At 45.7% G+C, this 17,505-nt stretch carries 14 protein-coding genes and 1 tRNA gene; 7 read left to right on the top strand and 8 right to left on the bottom strand.

Going from position 1 to position 17,505, the window contains the following annotated elements; all coding sequences use genetic code 11:
* Positions 1 to 31: 31 nt before the first annotated feature.
* The 6 genes from O6R05_RS04975 to O6R05_RS04950 all read right to left on the bottom strand — a co-directional run bounded on the left by O6R05_RS04975 (position 32) and on the right by O6R05_RS04950 (position 6,490).
* A complete protein-coding gene (locus O6R05_RS04975; protein WP_271190897.1) occupies positions 32 to 1,465 on the bottom strand; it encodes a bifunctional metallophosphatase/5'-nucleotidase in 1,434 nt (477 codons plus the stop codon).
* A complete protein-coding gene (gene phnE / locus O6R05_RS04970; protein ID WP_271190896.1) occupies positions 1,462 to 2,271 on the bottom strand; it encodes a phosphonate ABC transporter, permease protein PhnE in 810 nt (269 codons plus the stop codon). The genes O6R05_RS04975 and phnE (O6R05_RS04970) overlap by 4 nt, the downstream gene beginning before the upstream one ends.
* A complete protein-coding gene (gene phnE, locus O6R05_RS04965; protein WP_271190895.1) occupies positions 2,271 to 3,071 on the bottom strand; it encodes a phosphonate ABC transporter, permease protein PhnE in 801 nt (266 codons plus the stop codon). The genes phnE (O6R05_RS04970) and phnE (O6R05_RS04965) overlap by 1 nt, the downstream gene beginning before the upstream one ends.
* Positions 3,058 to 3,816, bottom strand: coding sequence for a phosphonate ABC transporter ATP-binding protein (phnC, locus tag O6R05_RS04960; protein ID WP_271190894.1), 759 nt, complete (start codon positions 3,814 to 3,816; stop codon positions 3,058 to 3,060). The genes phnE (O6R05_RS04965) and phnC overlap by 14 nt, the downstream gene beginning before the upstream one ends.
* Before the next feature lie 52 nt (positions 3,817 to 3,868).
* Positions 3,869 to 4,957: a phosphate/phosphite/phosphonate ABC transporter substrate-binding protein gene (locus O6R05_RS04955; protein WP_271190893.1), complete on the bottom strand. Its 1,089-nt coding sequence runs from the start codon at positions 4,955 to 4,957 to the stop codon at positions 3,869 to 3,871.
* Positions 4,958 to 5,071: 114 nt separating this feature from the next.
* A complete protein-coding gene (locus tag O6R05_RS04950) occupies positions 5,072 to 6,490 on the bottom strand; it encodes a phospholipase D family protein (protein ID WP_271190892.1) in 1,419 nt (472 codons plus the stop codon).
* A gap of 325 nt (positions 6,491 to 6,815) precedes the next feature.
* On the opposite strand from O6R05_RS04950, the gene O6R05_RS04945 reads away from it, so the two are divergent.
* The 5 genes from O6R05_RS04945 (at position 6,816) to O6R05_RS04925 (ending at position 10,933) form a co-directional block, all read left to right on the top strand.
* A complete protein-coding gene (locus tag O6R05_RS04945; RefSeq protein WP_271190891.1) occupies positions 6,816 to 7,223 on the top strand; it encodes a metal-dependent transcriptional regulator in 408 nt (135 codons plus the stop codon).
* Positions 7,224 to 7,410: 187 nt separating this feature from the next.
* Positions 7,411 to 8,088 (top strand): ZinT/AdcA family metal-binding protein, encoded by a 678-nt coding sequence (locus tag O6R05_RS04940; RefSeq protein ID WP_271190890.1) that lies wholly within the window; start codon positions 7,411 to 7,413, stop codon positions 8,086 to 8,088.
* Between the two features lie 58 nt (positions 8,089 to 8,146).
* The gene (locus O6R05_RS04935; protein WP_271190889.1) at positions 8,147 to 9,475 is read left to right on the top strand and encodes a metal ABC transporter substrate-binding protein; all 1,329 of its coding nucleotides are present in this window, start codon (positions 8,147 to 8,149) and stop codon (positions 9,473 to 9,475) included.
* On the top strand, positions 9,462 to 10,133 hold the full coding sequence (locus O6R05_RS04930) for a metal ABC transporter ATP-binding protein (protein WP_271190888.1): 672 nt from the start codon (positions 9,462 to 9,464) through the stop codon (positions 10,131 to 10,133). The genes O6R05_RS04935 and O6R05_RS04930 overlap by 14 nt, the downstream gene beginning before the upstream one ends.
* Positions 10,127 to 10,933, top strand: coding sequence for a metal ABC transporter permease (locus O6R05_RS04925; RefSeq protein ID WP_271190887.1), 807 nt, complete (start codon positions 10,127 to 10,129; stop codon positions 10,931 to 10,933). The genes O6R05_RS04930 and O6R05_RS04925 overlap by 7 nt, the downstream gene beginning before the upstream one ends.
* 355 nt (positions 10,934 to 11,288) lie before the next feature.
* Here the strand turns inward: O6R05_RS04925 and O6R05_RS04920 are convergent, their stop codons facing one another.
* A complete protein-coding gene (locus O6R05_RS04920) occupies positions 11,289 to 12,788 on the bottom strand; it encodes an FAD-binding protein (RefSeq protein ID WP_271190886.1) in 1,500 nt (499 codons plus the stop codon).
* Between the two features lie 214 nt (positions 12,789 to 13,002).
* On the opposite strand from O6R05_RS04920, the gene O6R05_RS04915 reads away from it, so the two are divergent.
* Positions 13,003 to 13,875, top strand: coding sequence for a DMT family transporter (locus O6R05_RS04915; RefSeq protein ID WP_271190885.1), 873 nt, complete (start codon positions 13,003 to 13,005; stop codon positions 13,873 to 13,875).
* Between the two features lie 290 nt (positions 13,876 to 14,165).
* Positions 14,166 to 16,490: an S-layer homology domain-containing protein gene (locus O6R05_RS04910; protein WP_271190884.1), complete on the top strand. Its 2,325-nt coding sequence runs from the start codon at positions 14,166 to 14,168 to the stop codon at positions 16,488 to 16,490.
* Positions 16,491 to 17,336: 846 nt separating this feature from the next.
* Here the strand turns inward: O6R05_RS04910 and O6R05_RS04905 are convergent.
* Positions 17,337 to 17,423, bottom strand: a tRNA-Leu gene (locus tag O6R05_RS04905).
* Positions 17,424 to 17,505 lie beyond the last annotated feature (82 nt).

Here is a 17,505-nt window from a genome sequence, read left to right as displayed (position 1 = left end):
ATCCTCCGACGCTCTCGGAGGATTTTTTATATTAAAAAGTATCGCCATGCTGTTTAAAGTAGTTGATGAGAAGCTCCACGACATCTTTATCAGACGTTGCGACGACGGGAAGATCGGTGTACATGCTAAATCCGCCGGCGCCGCTTTTGCGATAGCTGTTGATGAGTAGACGCAAGGTGTCTTTGTCATCCAATGGGCGACCGTCTTTATACAGTGTGCTCACTCGAGGTGTGGCATCATAGTTGACGGTATAGTCAACCCCGTAGAAAAAGTCAAAGTTGTAATGTTCGACTTTAGGAAGCACATATTTCGGATTGATTTTAAAATGGTCGCCGTCTTTGAGCACGTAGTCGATATTGTGATTGATTGCGGCCTTTAAGGTCGCCACATCAATGGTTACCACTTCCAGGAGATTGGTGAATTTATAAGTGTTTAAAACATCTCGAATCGTGAGATCTCGTTTCAGTCCCGTGATATCATTGGCAAAGGCCACCAGAGAGACGTCGGCGTCAAAGTAAGTGAGAAGAATTTTATTGATGAGATTTGCCAAGTCTGATCCGTGCAGAGCCATGGTGAGATGATCCTCAGGCAGGTAGTCTCGGGAGAGTGTTGCAAGAGGCTGATCCAGATAATTTTGAACCTGATCGTTCAAGCCGTCAAAGCTTGGCAAGGTGGCTATACCTTGCACTGTACACGGTGTGCTGTCAATGGCAAGATCGTCCTGTGAGCGGTTTATATCAATGAGAAAGGCTGATTGAGCGTTGGCCTGATTTTGTAAGGTGAAGCTATGGTTTCGCCACTGCCCCGGTGTGAATTGGTGCTGATGAGCGGTGAGCACCATGTCATAGTCCAGTTCATCAATGAGCTGACAACCGATGTTTTCGCCGGTCGTCTCTAAAAGAGTATCCGTCGCAAGATCACGCTCATAGCCGCCGTGGTAAATTAGCAGGGTTACGTCGCACCGACTCAGCTTGGCGTGCATAGCTTTCGCCGCCTCAAATGGGTCAGTGATCGTTAGGCCCTCTAAGTTGTCCTTATCCCAAATAGTCACCCAATCCGTGACCACGGACGTAATACCATAGGTACAGCCTTGATGGTGGACGATGACGTAAGGTGCGACAGACAGCTCGCCTCTCTGATCCACAAGATTGGCGCAGATAGCTTGGGGCGCGGTGGATAAAAAGGCTTTGAGCCCGTCATAGCCGAAGTTGAAATCGTGGTTGCCCAGTGCGATGTAGTCGTACCCCAAGGCTGTAAAAATTTTACCGTGGACGGCGAAGTCGCTTCGTTCCGCCAGAAAGTAGGACAAAGCGTTGCCCTGTAGCGTGTCACCGCCGTCAATTTTCACATCGGCGTTGACGTTTCGGATCATGGAGATAAGACCGGTGGGGAGGCTGTCACGTGAGGTGTAGTCTGTGGCAAAGTAACTGCCGTGGACATCCGAGGTATAGAAGAGCTTCATCATTCACCTCGAACCAAGTAGGCGCGAATGCGTGTGGAGACAAATTCGATGATGAGAACCAGAATAATGAGACCGAGGAGAATGGCGCCTACGGCATTCCAGCGGTAGGAGTTCATGGCAAACATCAGCGGCGATCCGATCCCGCCGGCACCGACAAGACCGAGGACGGTGGCGTCACGCAGGTTCATGTCAAAGCGGTAGATAACCGTGGAGATAAAGCTTGCAACCAGCTGAGGCAAAATACCGTAGCGAATTTTTTGCCAGGTAGTGAGACCAAGGGCTTCCAAGGATTCCAAGATGTTCTTATCCAGATCTAAAATAGTGTCGCTGAAAAGTTTGGTGAGCATACCGATGGAGGTAAAACTCATCGTAAGGACCCCGGCAAACGGACCGGGACCGGTGACTCGGATAAACATCAGCCCGTAGACAATGGAGGGAATCGTACGAATGACCATGATGACCAGGGATACTACGCTTGCCACCGGCTTAGGGACGATGTTGTTCGATGCCAAAAAAGCCAGCGGTATGGAGAGGACAGAGCCGATAATCGTGCCGAGAAAAGCGATACATATGGTTTCCAAAAGCAGATAAAGGACGCCGGTCTTCCCAAAATTAAAGAGCAGTTCTGTGTCCGGGGTGAGAATGCCTTTGATAATGTTTTTCGCAATGCCAAGGCCGTTGGCACCGGTGTTAATCTCAATGACGCCTGCCGACCATAAAAGCATCGCAAAGGTGATGATACAAATCATGGCAATATAGCCGCGGCGAGATGGCTCTCGCTTTAACGTGTCGTGTAGTTTTGTATTCATTAGCTCAGTTGACTCCTTAAATATTTCGACAGCTTTTCAATGCAGAAAACAACCACCAACAGCATGAAGAGAATAATGCCCACGTTGTTGTAGTCCCGGAAGTTGATATTTTCGTTGATCAGAAGTCCGAGTCCACCGGCACCGACATAGCCTAAGATACTGGCATAGCGCACATTACCCTCGAAGTTGAAAAGCGAGGTGGAGAGAAAATTGGGCATGATTTCCGGAATAATACCTTTGATAAAAGCCATGGACGTGGTGTAGCCCATGGATAACATAGCTTCATAGGCGCCCATGTCCACGCTTTCGATTTGTTCGTAAGTGAGCTTGCCCACATAGGAGAAGGAAAAGAGAAAAATAGCTGTGGTCCCGGCCAAAGTTCCGAGGCCGAAGATATAGGTGGCAATGAGAGCGGAGACCAGAGTCGGAATGGTACGAATCACGGAAAAGAGCAGCTTTATCAGGTAATTGACCAGGCGATTTCGGATCATGTTATTGGCGGCTAAAAAGGCAAAGGGAAGAGCCACAAAGGCGCCAAGAAATGATCCGAGGAAACTCATTTTGACCGTATCGAGTAACGGGCGTACGACTTTGTCGCCATAGGCGAAGTTGGGGTGGAACAAGTCGGAGAGGATAACGCCCAGCTGTTTGAAGTTGTCAATAATCTCTCCCATGGAAAAGTCCGTCACTTGTGCAGAGACAAAAGTAAAGACCAGGATAAATGCGATGATAAGTGGGACGTAGCTTGGCTTTTCCACGACGGATTTACCGTTGACGGTGTAGGATTTACGCTTCAACATGGCCAAACTCCATTGTGTCGCCGTAGATAGCATTTAACACGTCACCGTTCACCTTATTTGCAGGCCCGTCATAGACAATGCGTCCGTTTTGAATGCCGAGAACTCGTGTGGCATATTCCAAGGCCAGTTCCACATGGTGAATATTTAAAAGAATGGTGATGCCGTCGTTATTGACTTTTTTAAAGTAATCCATAACCTGCTTGGCGGTGATGGGATCCAAACTGGCAACCGGTTCGTCGGCGAGGATAATGCTCGGGTTAGTGGCAAGGGTTCGGGCGAGAGCGACCCGTTGTTTTTGTCCGCCGGAAAGTTGGTCGGCACGTGTGTAGGCTTTTTCCAAAATATCCACCGAGTCCAGAGACTCCAGTGCTTTTAATTTCATGGCTTCCGGGAAGTTGCCTATCATTGCATTGAGCGGCGACATATCCGGCACAAAAGCGGAAAGGACGTTATTCATGGCGGTGGTGCGTTCGACCAGGTTGAAAGATTGAAAGATCATGCCGATGTTACGGCGAAAAGCTCGCAGGTCTTTGCCGGAGAGGGCAGATACATCATGGCCGTTTACTGTGAGTGTGCCGGAGCTGATGTTGTGCATTTTGTTGATGGTACGAATCAAGGTGCTCTTACCGGCGCCGCTGCGACCGATAATGGCGACAAATTCGCCGTCGTCAATAGTCAGATCGATGTCGGATAAGGCTTGAACGCCGTTGGGGTAGACTTTGGACACGTTTTTAAATTCAATCATAATATCTCCTTAAGAAAAAAAGCTCCCATCAGGGAGCTCTTAATGGGATGGATTAGTTATTCTTCATTTCTTTGATAAGGTCTTGAGCTTTTCGTTCAGCATCGTAATCTGCAGCGTTGGCTTCTTGGTAACCTTCGTGGCTGTAAATAGCGATGACTTCTTTACCTTCAGGGGTTTTAGCAATTTCCATAAAGGCTTGAGTCAGCTGTGCTTTGAACTCGTCAGTCATAATCTCGGAATTTTTGGATACGGAAATCGTGTCGTTGTAGATTTTGTCGGTGACACCGATGACATCGACGTCGGTGAAAATATCATTTTTGCCGCCGAATTCAGTAGTCCATTGTTCCTGATAGTCAAGACGTGCATCGGCAAAGCAAGCGAGGACGTCAATTTGTCCGGAAGCTAAACGAGCAAAAGCTGAGGCATAGGAGTCAGCCTGAACGACATTGGCCAAATCGGTGATACCTTTTTGGTAGTTGTCTTGAAGGGTGAGGTATGGATAGATATAACCTGCAGGAGAGGAAGGACCCATAACAGACCAGTTCGCAGAGTTTAAATCATCCCAGCTCAGCTCTTCACCAGCGTTGACTTTGGCTGCCAGTTCACGGCCTTTTTCAGATGGACCGGCGAGCATCAGCGCACGATAGAAAGTGACTTGTTCGTCAGATTGGGTGGTAGGTTTGTTGTCATTCCAGTCTTTGGCTAGGTCGGAATCGACAGACAGACCTTTACGGGTTGCTGTTAGGATGACATCGGCACCGTCATCATAGAGGACGTATGTGCCGCCTGGAATGAAACCCACATCGACGGTTCCGGCAGAGAGTGCTTCGCCGGTAGCTTCATAATTGGTACCTACAGTGATGTCGACTTCGCCCACGTCAATACCTTGGGTTTTGAGTTGATCTTTAAGTAAAGTTTTTAGCGGTTCCGTTGCAGTGACAATTTCTTGTGGGTCACGGGATGGAACGAACTGAATAGAGAGCTTGTCAATTGAAGTAGTAGCTTCTGCATTTTCCGTTGTTTCAGCCGCAGTGTTGGCAGAGTCTTCCTTTTGATCGCCGGCGCAGGCAGTACTCAGGGCAAGAACTGCGACAAGTGAAAAAATAAGAGCTAGTTTTGAAGTGAATTTGAAATTTTTCATGGCAATACGCCTCCTTTTATTAAAACTATAACAGAAAATCAGAATTTTGACAGCGTTTTAGTTGAAAAATTTTGTAAAGAAACTTTTATATTCCGATTGACTATTGTATGCACGTCACCACGTGCACAGGCCGGTGACTTCCTGAATTTTCCACAGAGTGCGACGAATAAACCCGGATTCATAAAAAGTTTGGGGCTCCAAGGTATACTGAGCGCCGTTATTGTGCCAAAGGGTGGTGAAATAACGGGTCATAGCATCGTGTAACGGCGACTTACGATCCATCTTAAGCACCACATCAGTCTCCAAGTTAAAGTCTCTCAGATTTCTGCGGGTGAAGTTGGCACTGCCGAGAATGGCAATGGCAGGGCGGTCACGGTACGTGATGTGGGCCATCTTAGTGTGGAACTGTTCACCGTGTGTGTTGTACCATCGGAGTTGAATAGCGGGGTGCTCGTCTATCAGTTCACTCAAGGCCGGCCGATTGGGACTGCCGTTTTTTTCTATACCGAAGGCATCTTTGTTCAAATCGGCGATAATTCGTACCTTGACACCACGGTCCGCCGCTTCGCCCAAGTCGTTTAACAGCGTGAAATCGGAGATGTAGAAGATGGCAATATCAATCGCATCACCCGGGTGTGTCGCGGCAATAGCACTATGAAGATTTTTGCCGATAGCACCTTCGGTCGCAATTTTAAGCTCATCTGTTGAGGTGACAGGATTCGGCTCAAAGGCCTCCAATGCAGGATAGCTCCGCGCGATAAGGGCAAGTTCCGAGTGAAGCAGATCTTTTATAGCAGAGCCTTTGAAACGTATAGCCACATTGGAGTGAAATGCACTGGGGTCGTGAGGATTGGCCGAAGCGACAATGGCTTCTTTGTCACTGATGAGGACTTTGCGGTGATTACCCTTGAAGTTTGCCAGTTTCAAGACAGATCTGAGAGTGACTTTCGGTCCGTCTTTCTGAAAAAAATTTGGAAGCCAACCTTTGCCGCTGGTGCCGAACCACTGGAAGTAAGCGCGGTACGGTCCGGAAATCAACGGATTGGAATCACGCATGGTATTGTGATCCGTGATGGTCACATCAATACCGGCGTCCATCAGCCTCTTGATGTGAGATTGAAGGTAGGCGCCGTAAAAGTTGTTGATGGGATCGGTGATAAAAATGATGGGCATCTGAGGGTTTGCAACTTTTTTTGCAATAAGCAAGTCGGTCATGGCCTGTACCTGCTTTGGGTAGTCCAAACCTGTTGGGGTGTAATTGTCATTATAGAGAAAGAGATCGACGACAAGAAAGGACGTGGCCTGTCGGATAAGATCCATTTCCTGAGCAAAGATGTTGTGACGGCGCAGAGCGGTGCCGTCTTTCTCAGCGCTGAGATCGTAGATAAAAGTTGCCTCGGCATCATGAAATTCTCCGTGTACATTGGTGCCTTTCGGGTTTTGTGTCGTCAGGGCATAGAGAATAGGAAGGACAATAAGAGCGATAACGATCCACAACACAAGTTTCGATAGTTTAACAGATGGTGATTGCATAATGACCTCACTTATTGAACGAACGTAAAGTTAGAGAGTGTATAGTGTTATTGTAACACGATTGATTTATGGATAGGCGAAGGGATTGGCTTCATGCGTGTGAATAAATTTATAAGTAAAGGGTAAAAAATTGAAAAAGACAACGAAGTCTTCGGTAGCAGGGGCGTGCTATCGTATCTTTATCTAATGGTACAGTGAATGCAGTTTGGTCTATGATACTTGCCGACGCTGGGTAAAAGTGTGTCTTCACCCATGTGGTACAGGCAGTGGGACAGACGTTTGAGCTGCGTGTCACAGTGAGGCTGAGAAACTAAGAGAGGGACCTATGACACCGACAAAAGAAGATTATCTTATCACCATCTTTAAACAAATTGAAAACCACGGCTATGCGAACAATGTGTCCATCAGTCATTATTTAGATATCTCCAAGCCGTCCGTCACCGAGATGATTAAGAGACTGAAAGAGGAAGGCTTGGTCACGGCAGAAGGACGGAAGCTTTTTTTGACGGACCAGGGGATGGTCATTGCCAAGAAGAAAGTTTCGATTCACCGCATTTGGGAAACTTTTTTGCAAAATCAGCTGGATTTTGATGTGCCGGATGTACATCGGGAAGCCGACCTTTTGGAACATGCTACTTCCGATCGGCTGTTAGAAGCTATGAACAGCTTTTTGAACTATCCCAAAAATTGTCCTCACGGCGAGCTGATTTATCTCAATGAACATCGTACATGACTTTCATCTACCGGATGTTTCAATAGTAAAGTTAGCTCATGGCCATACCTATAGCAACCACGATCTCAACCCGGAGTGCTCCGCCGAGGTTGAGATTTTTTATAATGCATAAAAAGTAAGGGTTGACTAACTAAATATATTAGGTTAGACTAACTTTAAAGTCAAAGATTCGTTCAAGGAGGTTATTATGAACAATAGATTAAAACGCAGTTTAAAAACTTTAGGACTTTGCATCGCCGTCATGGCAGCACTCACAGCTTGTGCTCAAGAAGAAAAGCAGGCCGATGCGATTACGACGAATAGCAGCAATGCCGCCGTCGGTGAGAATGCAATGAATGCCCCGCAGGTTGCGCTAGAGGATATTGATGCGGTGTCTCTTTCTGAATGGGAAGATATTCATCCGGTGTGGTCCAGTATCACCACATTTTATGATCGAGATTATCTTGTAAAAGCAGCTGATGAAAAGGCTGCAGCTGAAGGCAAACAAGGGTCGGAATTACTTGCGGAGCACGAAGCGGGTGCCCATATTGAGGTGGCATCCATTGAGTTTTCCGGTGACACGATAACTTTAAAAGATAAAGCCGGCCAAGTTATTGCTTCCGGTGTGTACAAGTATGTGAAGACCATCGGGAAAGGTAAGGAGCATGGTGAATTCGCGGTGTTTGAAGCGCAAGGTGACGTGCCCGAATCCTATAAAGTCCTGGCACTTATGGCACCTCACGGTGGGGAAGGCGACATCACTCATTTTCATATCCGTCACGGAGCGGGCGTGGACGATCCGGCCCTTGAAGATGAAAACTGGTGGCCGGTCTTTGTAGACCCGGATTCCACCGAAGAGCAAGTTATACATGAGATTGTCGGATAAACGCTATGTGAAGGCCAAACCCAAGCAGTGTCTTGGGTTTGATTTTTAGGGAGACATTATGATATTACGCAAGATATGTCGTGTGACGGTTCTAAGCGTTATGGCCTTGATAGCCCTCACCGGATGCAGTGGAACGCCGAGGTCGGAAAAGGAAAAGCCGGTAGTTTATGCCTCGTTTTATCCCATCTATGACTTGGTGCGGCAAATTGCCGGGGATACGGTAACGGTCAAATCGTTTATGCCCACCGATGGGGATCCGCACATGTGGGAACCGACAGCAAAGAATTTAAATGCCTTGGCACAAGGCGATCTCCTCTTTTTGAACGGCGCCAACTTAGAACGGTGGTCGGCACAGGTCACGGCGAACTTGCCGGAACTTCCTGTGGTGAACTTATCCAACAAAGTGGAGCTCATTTCGTATAAAGGGGCAGCAGAACTTGGAGACTTTCAATATATGGCAAAGTTTCGAGGCGAAAGAGGCGTTACCTATAAATTTGAATTCGGCCACACTCATGAAGATGTGATGCGGGTGAGCTTTTTTCAAAGTGATGACGATCATTTGGAGCAACTCATTGAGGTGGGCAAAAACTTTATGCAGGCGAAAGGTGAACTGATTGCTCAAAAAGCGACGATCGAGGTCAAACCGGGTGCCGTATATACCTTGGAGATGGGGCATCAAAGCGGCAGAGTGTTTTTTGAACTGCCCACTTCCGGCGATTGGTATGTGGTCTGTGATCGCGTCAGTGAAATGATTTTGCCGTATACGTTGATGCAAGGCGACGAAAGTCTCGATGTCACAACGCTTCTTGAGGGCTCGACGTCCGGGCAGGATAAAGTGACCTACGATCCGCATTCATGGCTTTCTATTACCAATGCCAAGGCCTACGTTGTAGAAATCACGAGAGCCCTGAGTGAGATGTATCCGGAATATGAGAAAGTGTATAAAAAGAACAGTGTGAAAGCATTGGACAAATTGACGCAACTGCACGCATACTACCGGGAAAAGTTTAATGCCTTGCCGGCGGATCGGCGGGAGTTTGTCGTGACGCATTACGCGTGGGAATACCTGGCTCAAGAGTTCGGATTGAAACAGTATCCGCTTCAGGGGTTGATTTCCACCGAGTCGCCGAGTTTGAAAACCATCAAAAAGGCCATTGGCTATTGTGAGGAAAACCACATTCACACTATTTTTTATGAGGATACCATGCCGCCCAAGTCGGCAGCAACCTTAGCAGAAGAGATTCATGGCCGTATTGAGCCCCTCACCAGTATGGAATATATCACCGATGCCGGCCGTCGCGATGTGGGTTCTTACACGGTTATTATGGAAGAAAATTTACAGAAACTTTATACATCGTTAACGGAGGTGAACAATGTTCAGCATTGATATCCAAGGTGTGTCATTTGGCTATACGAAAGCATTGGTGCTCAAAGATGTCAATTTACAGGTACAACCGTCGGAGATGGTGGCCATCCATGGCGGCAACGGCTCAGGGAAGAGTACATTGCTCAAATTGCTTTTAGGTCATCTGCGGCCTCAAAGAGGGCAGATCAAACTCCTTGGGCAAGACAGCACCGCCATAAAAGATTTTCGAGATGTCGGCTACGTCCCGCAGGTTCAAACATTTAATGATATGGGTTTTCCCATCACGACGTGTGAAATGGTGGCATTGAATCTGCTCCATAGTTTTGGAAGGATTAAAGTGCCAAGACGACGACACTATGAGAAAGCCGGAGCAATGTTGCGCGCCATGGGCATGGACAGATATGAAACGACGCCTTACAATGAGCTTTCAGGAGGTTTAAAGCAGCGTACCATGATTGCAAGAGCATTGATCAACAAGCCCAAGCTGCTTATCCTTGATGAGCCTACGGCAGGGGTGGACAAGGCGAGTAAAGAAAGCTTTTTAAAGCTGATTAACACTGCAAATGCTGAAGACCATATCACGGTGATTATTGTGACGCACGACATGGAATTGGTTCGACGGCATCTTAATTTGACGTCAAGCTATCACATGGAAGATGGGAGGCTTAAAATATGTTAGAATTTGCGTTTATGCGCCATGCTCTTTTGGCAGGGGCAATGCTCTCCATTATGATTCCCATGATTGGTGTTGTGATGGTAAGCCGAAAAACCAGTATGATGGGGGACGCTTTATCCCACACGTCGCTTTCCGGTGTGGCATTGGGGCTAATAGTTGGGATGGATCCCGTCATCGGGGCGATTGTCATCTGCGTTGTAGCAGCTTTTGCCATTGAAATCATCCGTCATCGCTTTCCGACTCATGGCGATATGGCGACGGCGGTAGTGACCAGTATAGGATTAGGCATCGCAGCTGTGTTAACGAAGTTTGCACCGGGAGGTAATCACTTTGAGTCCTATCTCTTTGGAAGTATTGCTTCTGTGACGCGAGAGGATGTGATGCATGTAGCCATAGTCTTTTTGAGCGTGGTATTTTTTAGTATTGCACTCTATGGGTCGTTGATCAATATTGCCATTGATGACACGCTGGCACGGCTTTCAGGGGTGAATGTAACTGTAACCAACGGTGTTTTGACAGCCCTTACCGCCATCACCATTGCCCTTAGCTGTAAAATTGTCGGGGCACTTATGATCGCCTCCATTCTCATTTTACCTGTGGCAACGGCACTGATAGTGAGTCGAAGTTACAAGCAGGTCTTTCTTTTTTCCATTATGTTGGGTTTTATCTATACCATGCTCGGCATCGTACTCTCTTATTACTACGATCTACCAACAGGCGGGACTATTGTCATACATGCACTTATCGGCATGGCCATCGTCTCTCTGTATCAAAGGCGCCGTAAAGCGGCGATGTCACAATAAAAATCCATGGACAAAGACAGGTACAATGTCTAACGGGACTTCAAGTGAGAAGAAGGTCGAGCTTTCGAGGACTGTGAGGTGACGCGAAGCAAATGTCCGACGCTCCAACCTGTCTGAGGCCATTGTTTGCAATATAATTAGTGTTTTTACACAACAACGAGGCAGTCGGTTTGTCCAACTGCCTCGTTGCTATTTACTTTATTCTGATCGGGATTCGTATTCGTACCGAACACTTATTTTTGAGAATACTTTTCCTCTATCTTTTTACGGTATATTCTGCCAATATCAGACTTGCGACAAAGGCCAGTACCCAAAAACTGACTGACTGTTGTTTGCCTCGAGGGATTTTTACAGCTTATAACGAAGCGATATAATTGGCAGTGGTATAGCCGGAGGTATAGTTGTTGCCGAGATTAATGCCGACGAGACCCAGCGGATAGTCCACAGCGCCGTACATATTGCCTGCCAAATTGCCGATGGCGAAGAGGCCCTCAATCGGATTACCGTCCGCATCCAAACATTGATGGTGTTCGTTGATGTTGACCCCGGAGCAGCACATGGTCAGGCGGATATGACGATGTATACCGTAAAAAGGGGCCTTGTCCACGGTGACCATCTGATCGGCATCCACACCCATTTCCGTGTCGTGGCCAGCTTTGGCCATGTCGTTGTAGCGGTGGACAGTGTCCACAAAGGCAGCCGCATCGGTGATGCCCAGTTTTTCTGCCAATGCTTCTAAAGTATCGGCTTTAAAGGTGGCCATTTGATCTGGGATGACACCGGTGCGATCCGCGACGTCTTCCTCAGGCATGAATTTTTTCAATTCCGCCACAGGGACAGCCTGACCCCCTTTTAAGTGTTGAGATTTTTCAATGTAGTCACTGTCGAAAATTTGCATATAATGGCCTGCGTCTTCAGGGGAGAGAAGAAAACAGTTCATATATTCCATGCCTACCGTTTCATTGGCAAATCGCTTCCCATTGCGTTTGACGCGAAGATAAGGCAAGCTCATCATAGGTGCCGGACCGCCATCAAAGTCGTGGCACATTTTGGTATGGCCGATGTTTTCAATGGTACCGCCGGCCCAAACAATCATCTTATGACCGTCGCCGGTGCGTCCTTCTTTTTTCTTTTCCAAATTCACGACATCAGGAAGGTAGTAAGACAACATGGCATCATCATTTTGATAATCGCCGGTAGCCACGACGATACCTTTTTTGCCGTTAAATTGAACGTAGCCGTCATCCGTTTTAGCGACAACGCCGATGACGCGGTTGCCGTCTTTGACCAGTTGCTCGGCGCAAGTGTTGTAAAAGACATCAATGCCTTCAGCCAACTCGGATTCAATCAGTTCTGTCATGGCAGTGCCGGTATTGTATGGTTTCGGTCCAAAGACGGATGTGACAAAATGTACATCGGTATTCAGCTCGTTGTTCAGAGCGGTGTGCATACCGTCGCCCTCATCAGTGATTTGACATCCTGCGGCCTTAGCTTTGTCAATAAGCCAGGTAATGGCTTCCCCGGAATGATATGCCCAGTGAGCAATCAGGCTGCGTTTTGCACGGTAGTCATTGGCGGCGATTTCATTAGAGATGATCTTTTCAATGTCGTCTTTGGAACTTTGATCCACGAGAATACCGGAGCCAATGTTGCCACAGGCGCTGGCTGTCGCTTCTTTTTGCACGACGCAGACTTTAAGTCCCAATTCTTTTGCTCGCAAGGCACAAGGGACGCCGGGGGATCCTGCACCGATAATGACGATATCATAGTCCTTTACGTCGGTGATCGGAGTAATAGGCTCTGGTTGTCTCAAAAATTCAGGTACATCACTGTCGTGTCCAATTATGTAACTCATGTCATCCTTCTTTCTTAAATTTAAAATGTTGCAACAACTTCCATTTATGTCTTACCCGATTTTTAATACGTTTCACGTAAAATAGAAAAATAAATTATAAAAAGTAATTGAGTTTAAATTAGGAAGTGGATACGTTGTTTCGAGTTCATGGTGTTACAGCTGATGATATGGTATAATGCTTCAAATATTATCCCGCTTTACTAGGAGGTGTGCTATGAACTGTGCAAAATGTCAACTCATCGCCGCCATGACTATTTTCAGTACCATCGGCTTGGTTCGGCGTTATATTCCTTACTCGTCGACGCTTATTGCCTTTGCCAGAGCTTTTATCGGAGTGATTTTTTTACTTGGGGTGCTGAAACTGAAGTCCGGACGCTTTGATATGAAAGGCATAAAGCGCTACGCCATGCCGCTTGTGATCTCCGGCGTGTTTATGGGAATCAACTGGATTCTCCTCTTTGAAAGCTACAATTATACTACTGTGTCGGTGTCTACTATTTGCTACTACATGGCGCCGGTGTTTGTGATCTTTGCGTCTCGTATTGTCTTCAAAGAAACGATCACGTTAAAGAAAGGACTCTGCGCTTTGATTGCCGTCGTGGGGATGGTCTTTGTCTCCGGTGTTTTGGAGACAGGATTTATCGGTATGCAAGGTGCGCTCTACGGCCTCGGCGCAGCAGTCTTTTATGCTTCGGTTATTGTGATCAATAAGTATAATGAAGCTGTACCGCCGATCGAACGGACACTGATTCAGCTCGGCGTGGCGGCCGCAGCAATCTTGCCTTATCTGATCGTCACAGAAGACCTCACTGCACTTCAGTGGAGCGGCATGGGGCTAGGGCTGCTCTGTCTCGCCGGGATATTTCACACCGGTTTTGCCTACACTTTGTACTTTGAGAGTGTTCAAGACCTTCCAGCACAGACGGTGGCGCTTATGAGTTACATTGATCCTGTCCTGGCCATTCTGCTTTCGGCATGGATTTTGCATGAGGCGCTCAGTCCTCTGGCCATGATCGGGATTGTTATGGTATTGGGATCTGCCGTTAGTAGCGAAGTCTCTTTTAAAAACAGGAAGAAATATAAATAGCACTAAAAATAGTGTATTTGAATGGATGATGAATCTGTGGACGATGAATAGGCCTATCACGATGTCCATGGACCTTGTTTGTTATGAGTATGTGTCGGATCACAGAGAAGGAAACGTGTTAAAAAGGAAGAGGCAAACAGTGCTCTTGGGGGAAAACCTATAGAGTACTTTTTTTATGAGCGGTTTGCAATAAAGTAAATTTAAAAAAAAAAAATAAAGAATATAATATATTTCGCTTCGAAAGATATATAATAAAAATGGAAAGACCGTGGATACAGAAAGGAGAAAATATGAAAAAATACCGTGTAGTAGAGAAAAAAATGTTTTTAAAACTTTTTTTCTTGATGATCCTCTTTGCCTTAGGGAACAGATCCGAAAAAGTTTATGCAGCAACATTGCCCGAAGGTGTACCGGAGAATACAGCCTATATTTTAGAAGAGACCCAAATAGGCGTATCTATTTATTACGATAAGAATTTTCAGGAGATTGGCTTTGTAGCGTCCGGATTGCAAGGCCCTGAACCTACGGAGCATAATACACGACGGGGTTTGGATTTAATTGCGCAAATAGGACAAAATGGTCCGGATCCTCGAATTCTTCAAGGGAATATTCTGGCAAACTTAAAAGATGAAGAAACAAAATTACTGAAGCCTGAAGGTAATTCCTTTTTTTCGTATAAGTATCGTTTGACTCTTTATGAAGATTTAGAATTACCTCACTTTACCATGATTCGAAATGATATAACTATTGTTTCAGCCAATTCAGCACAACCTCAAAGGATTTATCCTCAAAAAGAGTGGAACATGAATCAACTGTATTTATTTACAGCGACAAAAACGTTCGGGAGTGATCCGACAGTGCATCTATCTTTTGAAAATGTCATTCTGGATGGAGATAATCGGGTTCAAGGAATTGATGTCATCTGGGACAATGAACTTTATCTTATCAATGTAGTGTTGCAAAATTTTACTACTAAAGATTTCCCGTCTTACGACAGTGGATGGGGTGGTGCTATAGACCTGAATACTTCCAGCAAACTGTTTGCTGATGGCGTACAGTTTATCAACAATAGTACAAAATTGGGAAATGGTCTGGGCGGTGCTATTGCTATGGAAAAATCCACACAGGCTACCATCAAAAATTCTCTCTTCAAAGGAAATCAAGCTGATTTTGGTGGCGCTATTGGTGTCCAAGCAGATTCTAGTATGACAACCGTACCGACATTAAATTTGGAGAATGTACTTTTTGAAGAAAACATCGCAACGAGTTCTGGCGGTGCCATTTATCTCGGGGATGATGGTATCTATGCTCAGGCAAGTATTACCGGGGATTCAAGATTTGAGAAAAATAAGGCCGGTGGAGCGGGAGGCGGAGCTATCTTTACAACACAATATAGCTATCAAAATCCTGCTGATCGGAACAAATACCAAAATCTTATGATTGCGGATACGGTCGTTTTTCAAGGGAATCAGGCAAGGTATTTCTTATTCCCTCCGGATAACTATCAGGATTTTACCAATTTAGCTTTTTCTGAAAATAGCTTTAAAGGCGCTGGGAATCGTTTAGAATATTCCTTATTGAATCATTATGATATTAACTACTATCCAAATCCGTCGCGATTGGTAAAGTATGTTTTTGAAAGTGCCGATACTTCTAAACCTTTACCTGAAGAACTGAATAATCTGCTGCCTCAGGCTTCGTATGCTGCGGAAGGTTCAAGGATTGTCCCTGAACCACCTAAAGTTCCGGAATTTATCGTAGATGGGGGAGTATGGATTTTTGATACTTGGAAACCTCAAGAAGGTAGTGTCCCAACAGGCGACGGTGAGTTACTGTTTACAGGCATTTGGAAATTTACCAAAGAGGAAGATCCTCAACCCGCACCTCAACCTGAGCCTGAACATGGAAATCCTTGGTATATAGATGTCAGTGGTATAAACATGCTCCCTGATCCTGTCAAGACAGAAGTTCACAAAGCCTACTTAAAAGGCTACCCTGAAAGTGTGGTTCTTCCGGAAGGGAATATGACGCGCGCTGAGGCCGTGGCTGTAGTCGCGCGGTTACAAGGATATACTTTCGATGATGGAGGGCATACGGTTTTCTCAGATACCGCACAAGATGGCTGGTATAACAAGTATATCAATGCTGCCTTTGCTCACAATCTGTTGGTGGAAAAATCCGGTGAGCCTTTCCGACCTGACGACGCTATTACTCGGGCTGAATTGGCTAAACTCATCCAACCTTTAGATAAAACCAATAGTGCAGTCGCTCCTTTTGAGGATGTTAAAGGACACTTATACGAAGACGCGCTCAATCAAGCCTATGGAAATGGACGTATTACCGGCTATCCTGACGGGACATTCCGTCCTGATGCTGCGATTAACCGGGCTGAAGTAGCCACATTGCTCAATCGTCTTTACGATCGGAAAGCTGATGTAGAAAGTTTAAAAGCATTAGAAAATCAAAGTCTACTCAAATCATTTACGGATCTCAAACCAACCCATTGGGCTTACTTTGAAGTTATGGAAGCTGCCAATTCCCATGAATACGTACGTCGCAGTATGGGGTCAATCGTAGAGGATTGGTTGCGTTTGATTCAAGACAGCGTAGAATAACAAAATTTTCCTTAAGCAAAACACTCTGGTCAAAACAGAGTGTTTTTTACTTTAAGTAATTAAGTTTGGACGCGCAGGGATAGGTTTATTATTATTTTTAACAGAGTTAAAGAGTTAACTAGAACAATTAACCATTATTAGATAATAAGCATGGAGGAAGAAAAATAGTGTAAGCGATAAATGATTAAGTTTTTGCTTTTTACTTGTTCATATACAAGAAAAAAACCATGTCCTGGAAGGATCAGCACATAGCTGAAAGCACCCATCAGTGAGGAGTCACAGAATGGATATCCAAGGCATTGCTCACCACTTAACTCGGCATATGTCAATCAAAGCGGCAGTCAGTTGGTCCAACTGACTGCCGCTTTGATTATACCTGCTTTATTCTGATCGGGTTAGTGTCTGTACCGAGTCACCAATCATTTTTTAGAATACTTTTCTTCGATCTTCTTTATGGTATAGTCGGCCAATATGACGCTTGCGATAAAGGCCACTACCCAACAAACTACTGCCAAAATGTCAGTGATCGGATTTACGGTGTGTCTGAAAATCAAATCGATTACGTACAAGAAAGCCAAAAAATATACTGCTGTAAAAAACCATCTAAGCATACAGTTATTATCCTATTCTTAAATATTTTGCGTGGAGTTTGAAACAGCCAATGGCTTTCTACATGTAAATATTCACCTAATTTTTACATAAAATCAATGTGAATATTGTGCAAAATATGTGGTGCGTCTTGACGTAAAATAAAAACTGTAGTGGAATTTGCCAGCTAAACACCAGAGTATAGACTATCGGGCAATAAAAAAGCCCTGAACTCTATAAGTTCAGGGTTAAAAATTTTGGTGCCGGAGGCGGGACTTGAACCCGCACGGTGTTGCCACCGCCAGATTTTGAGTCTGGTACGTCTGCCAATTCCATCACTCCGGCGTAACATGATTATTTTACCGTCAATCGAAGCAAAGGTCAAGAGAAATTTACAGAACCTTCTGTTATAATGAAAACCATGAGG

The sequence above is a fragment of the Peptoniphilus equinus genome (assembly GCF_027921445.1).
Taxonomy (GTDB): Bacteria; Bacillota; Clostridia; order Tissierellales; family Peptoniphilaceae; genus Peptoniphilus; species Peptoniphilus equinus.
This window is presented reverse-complemented; position numbering and strand designations above follow the sequence as displayed.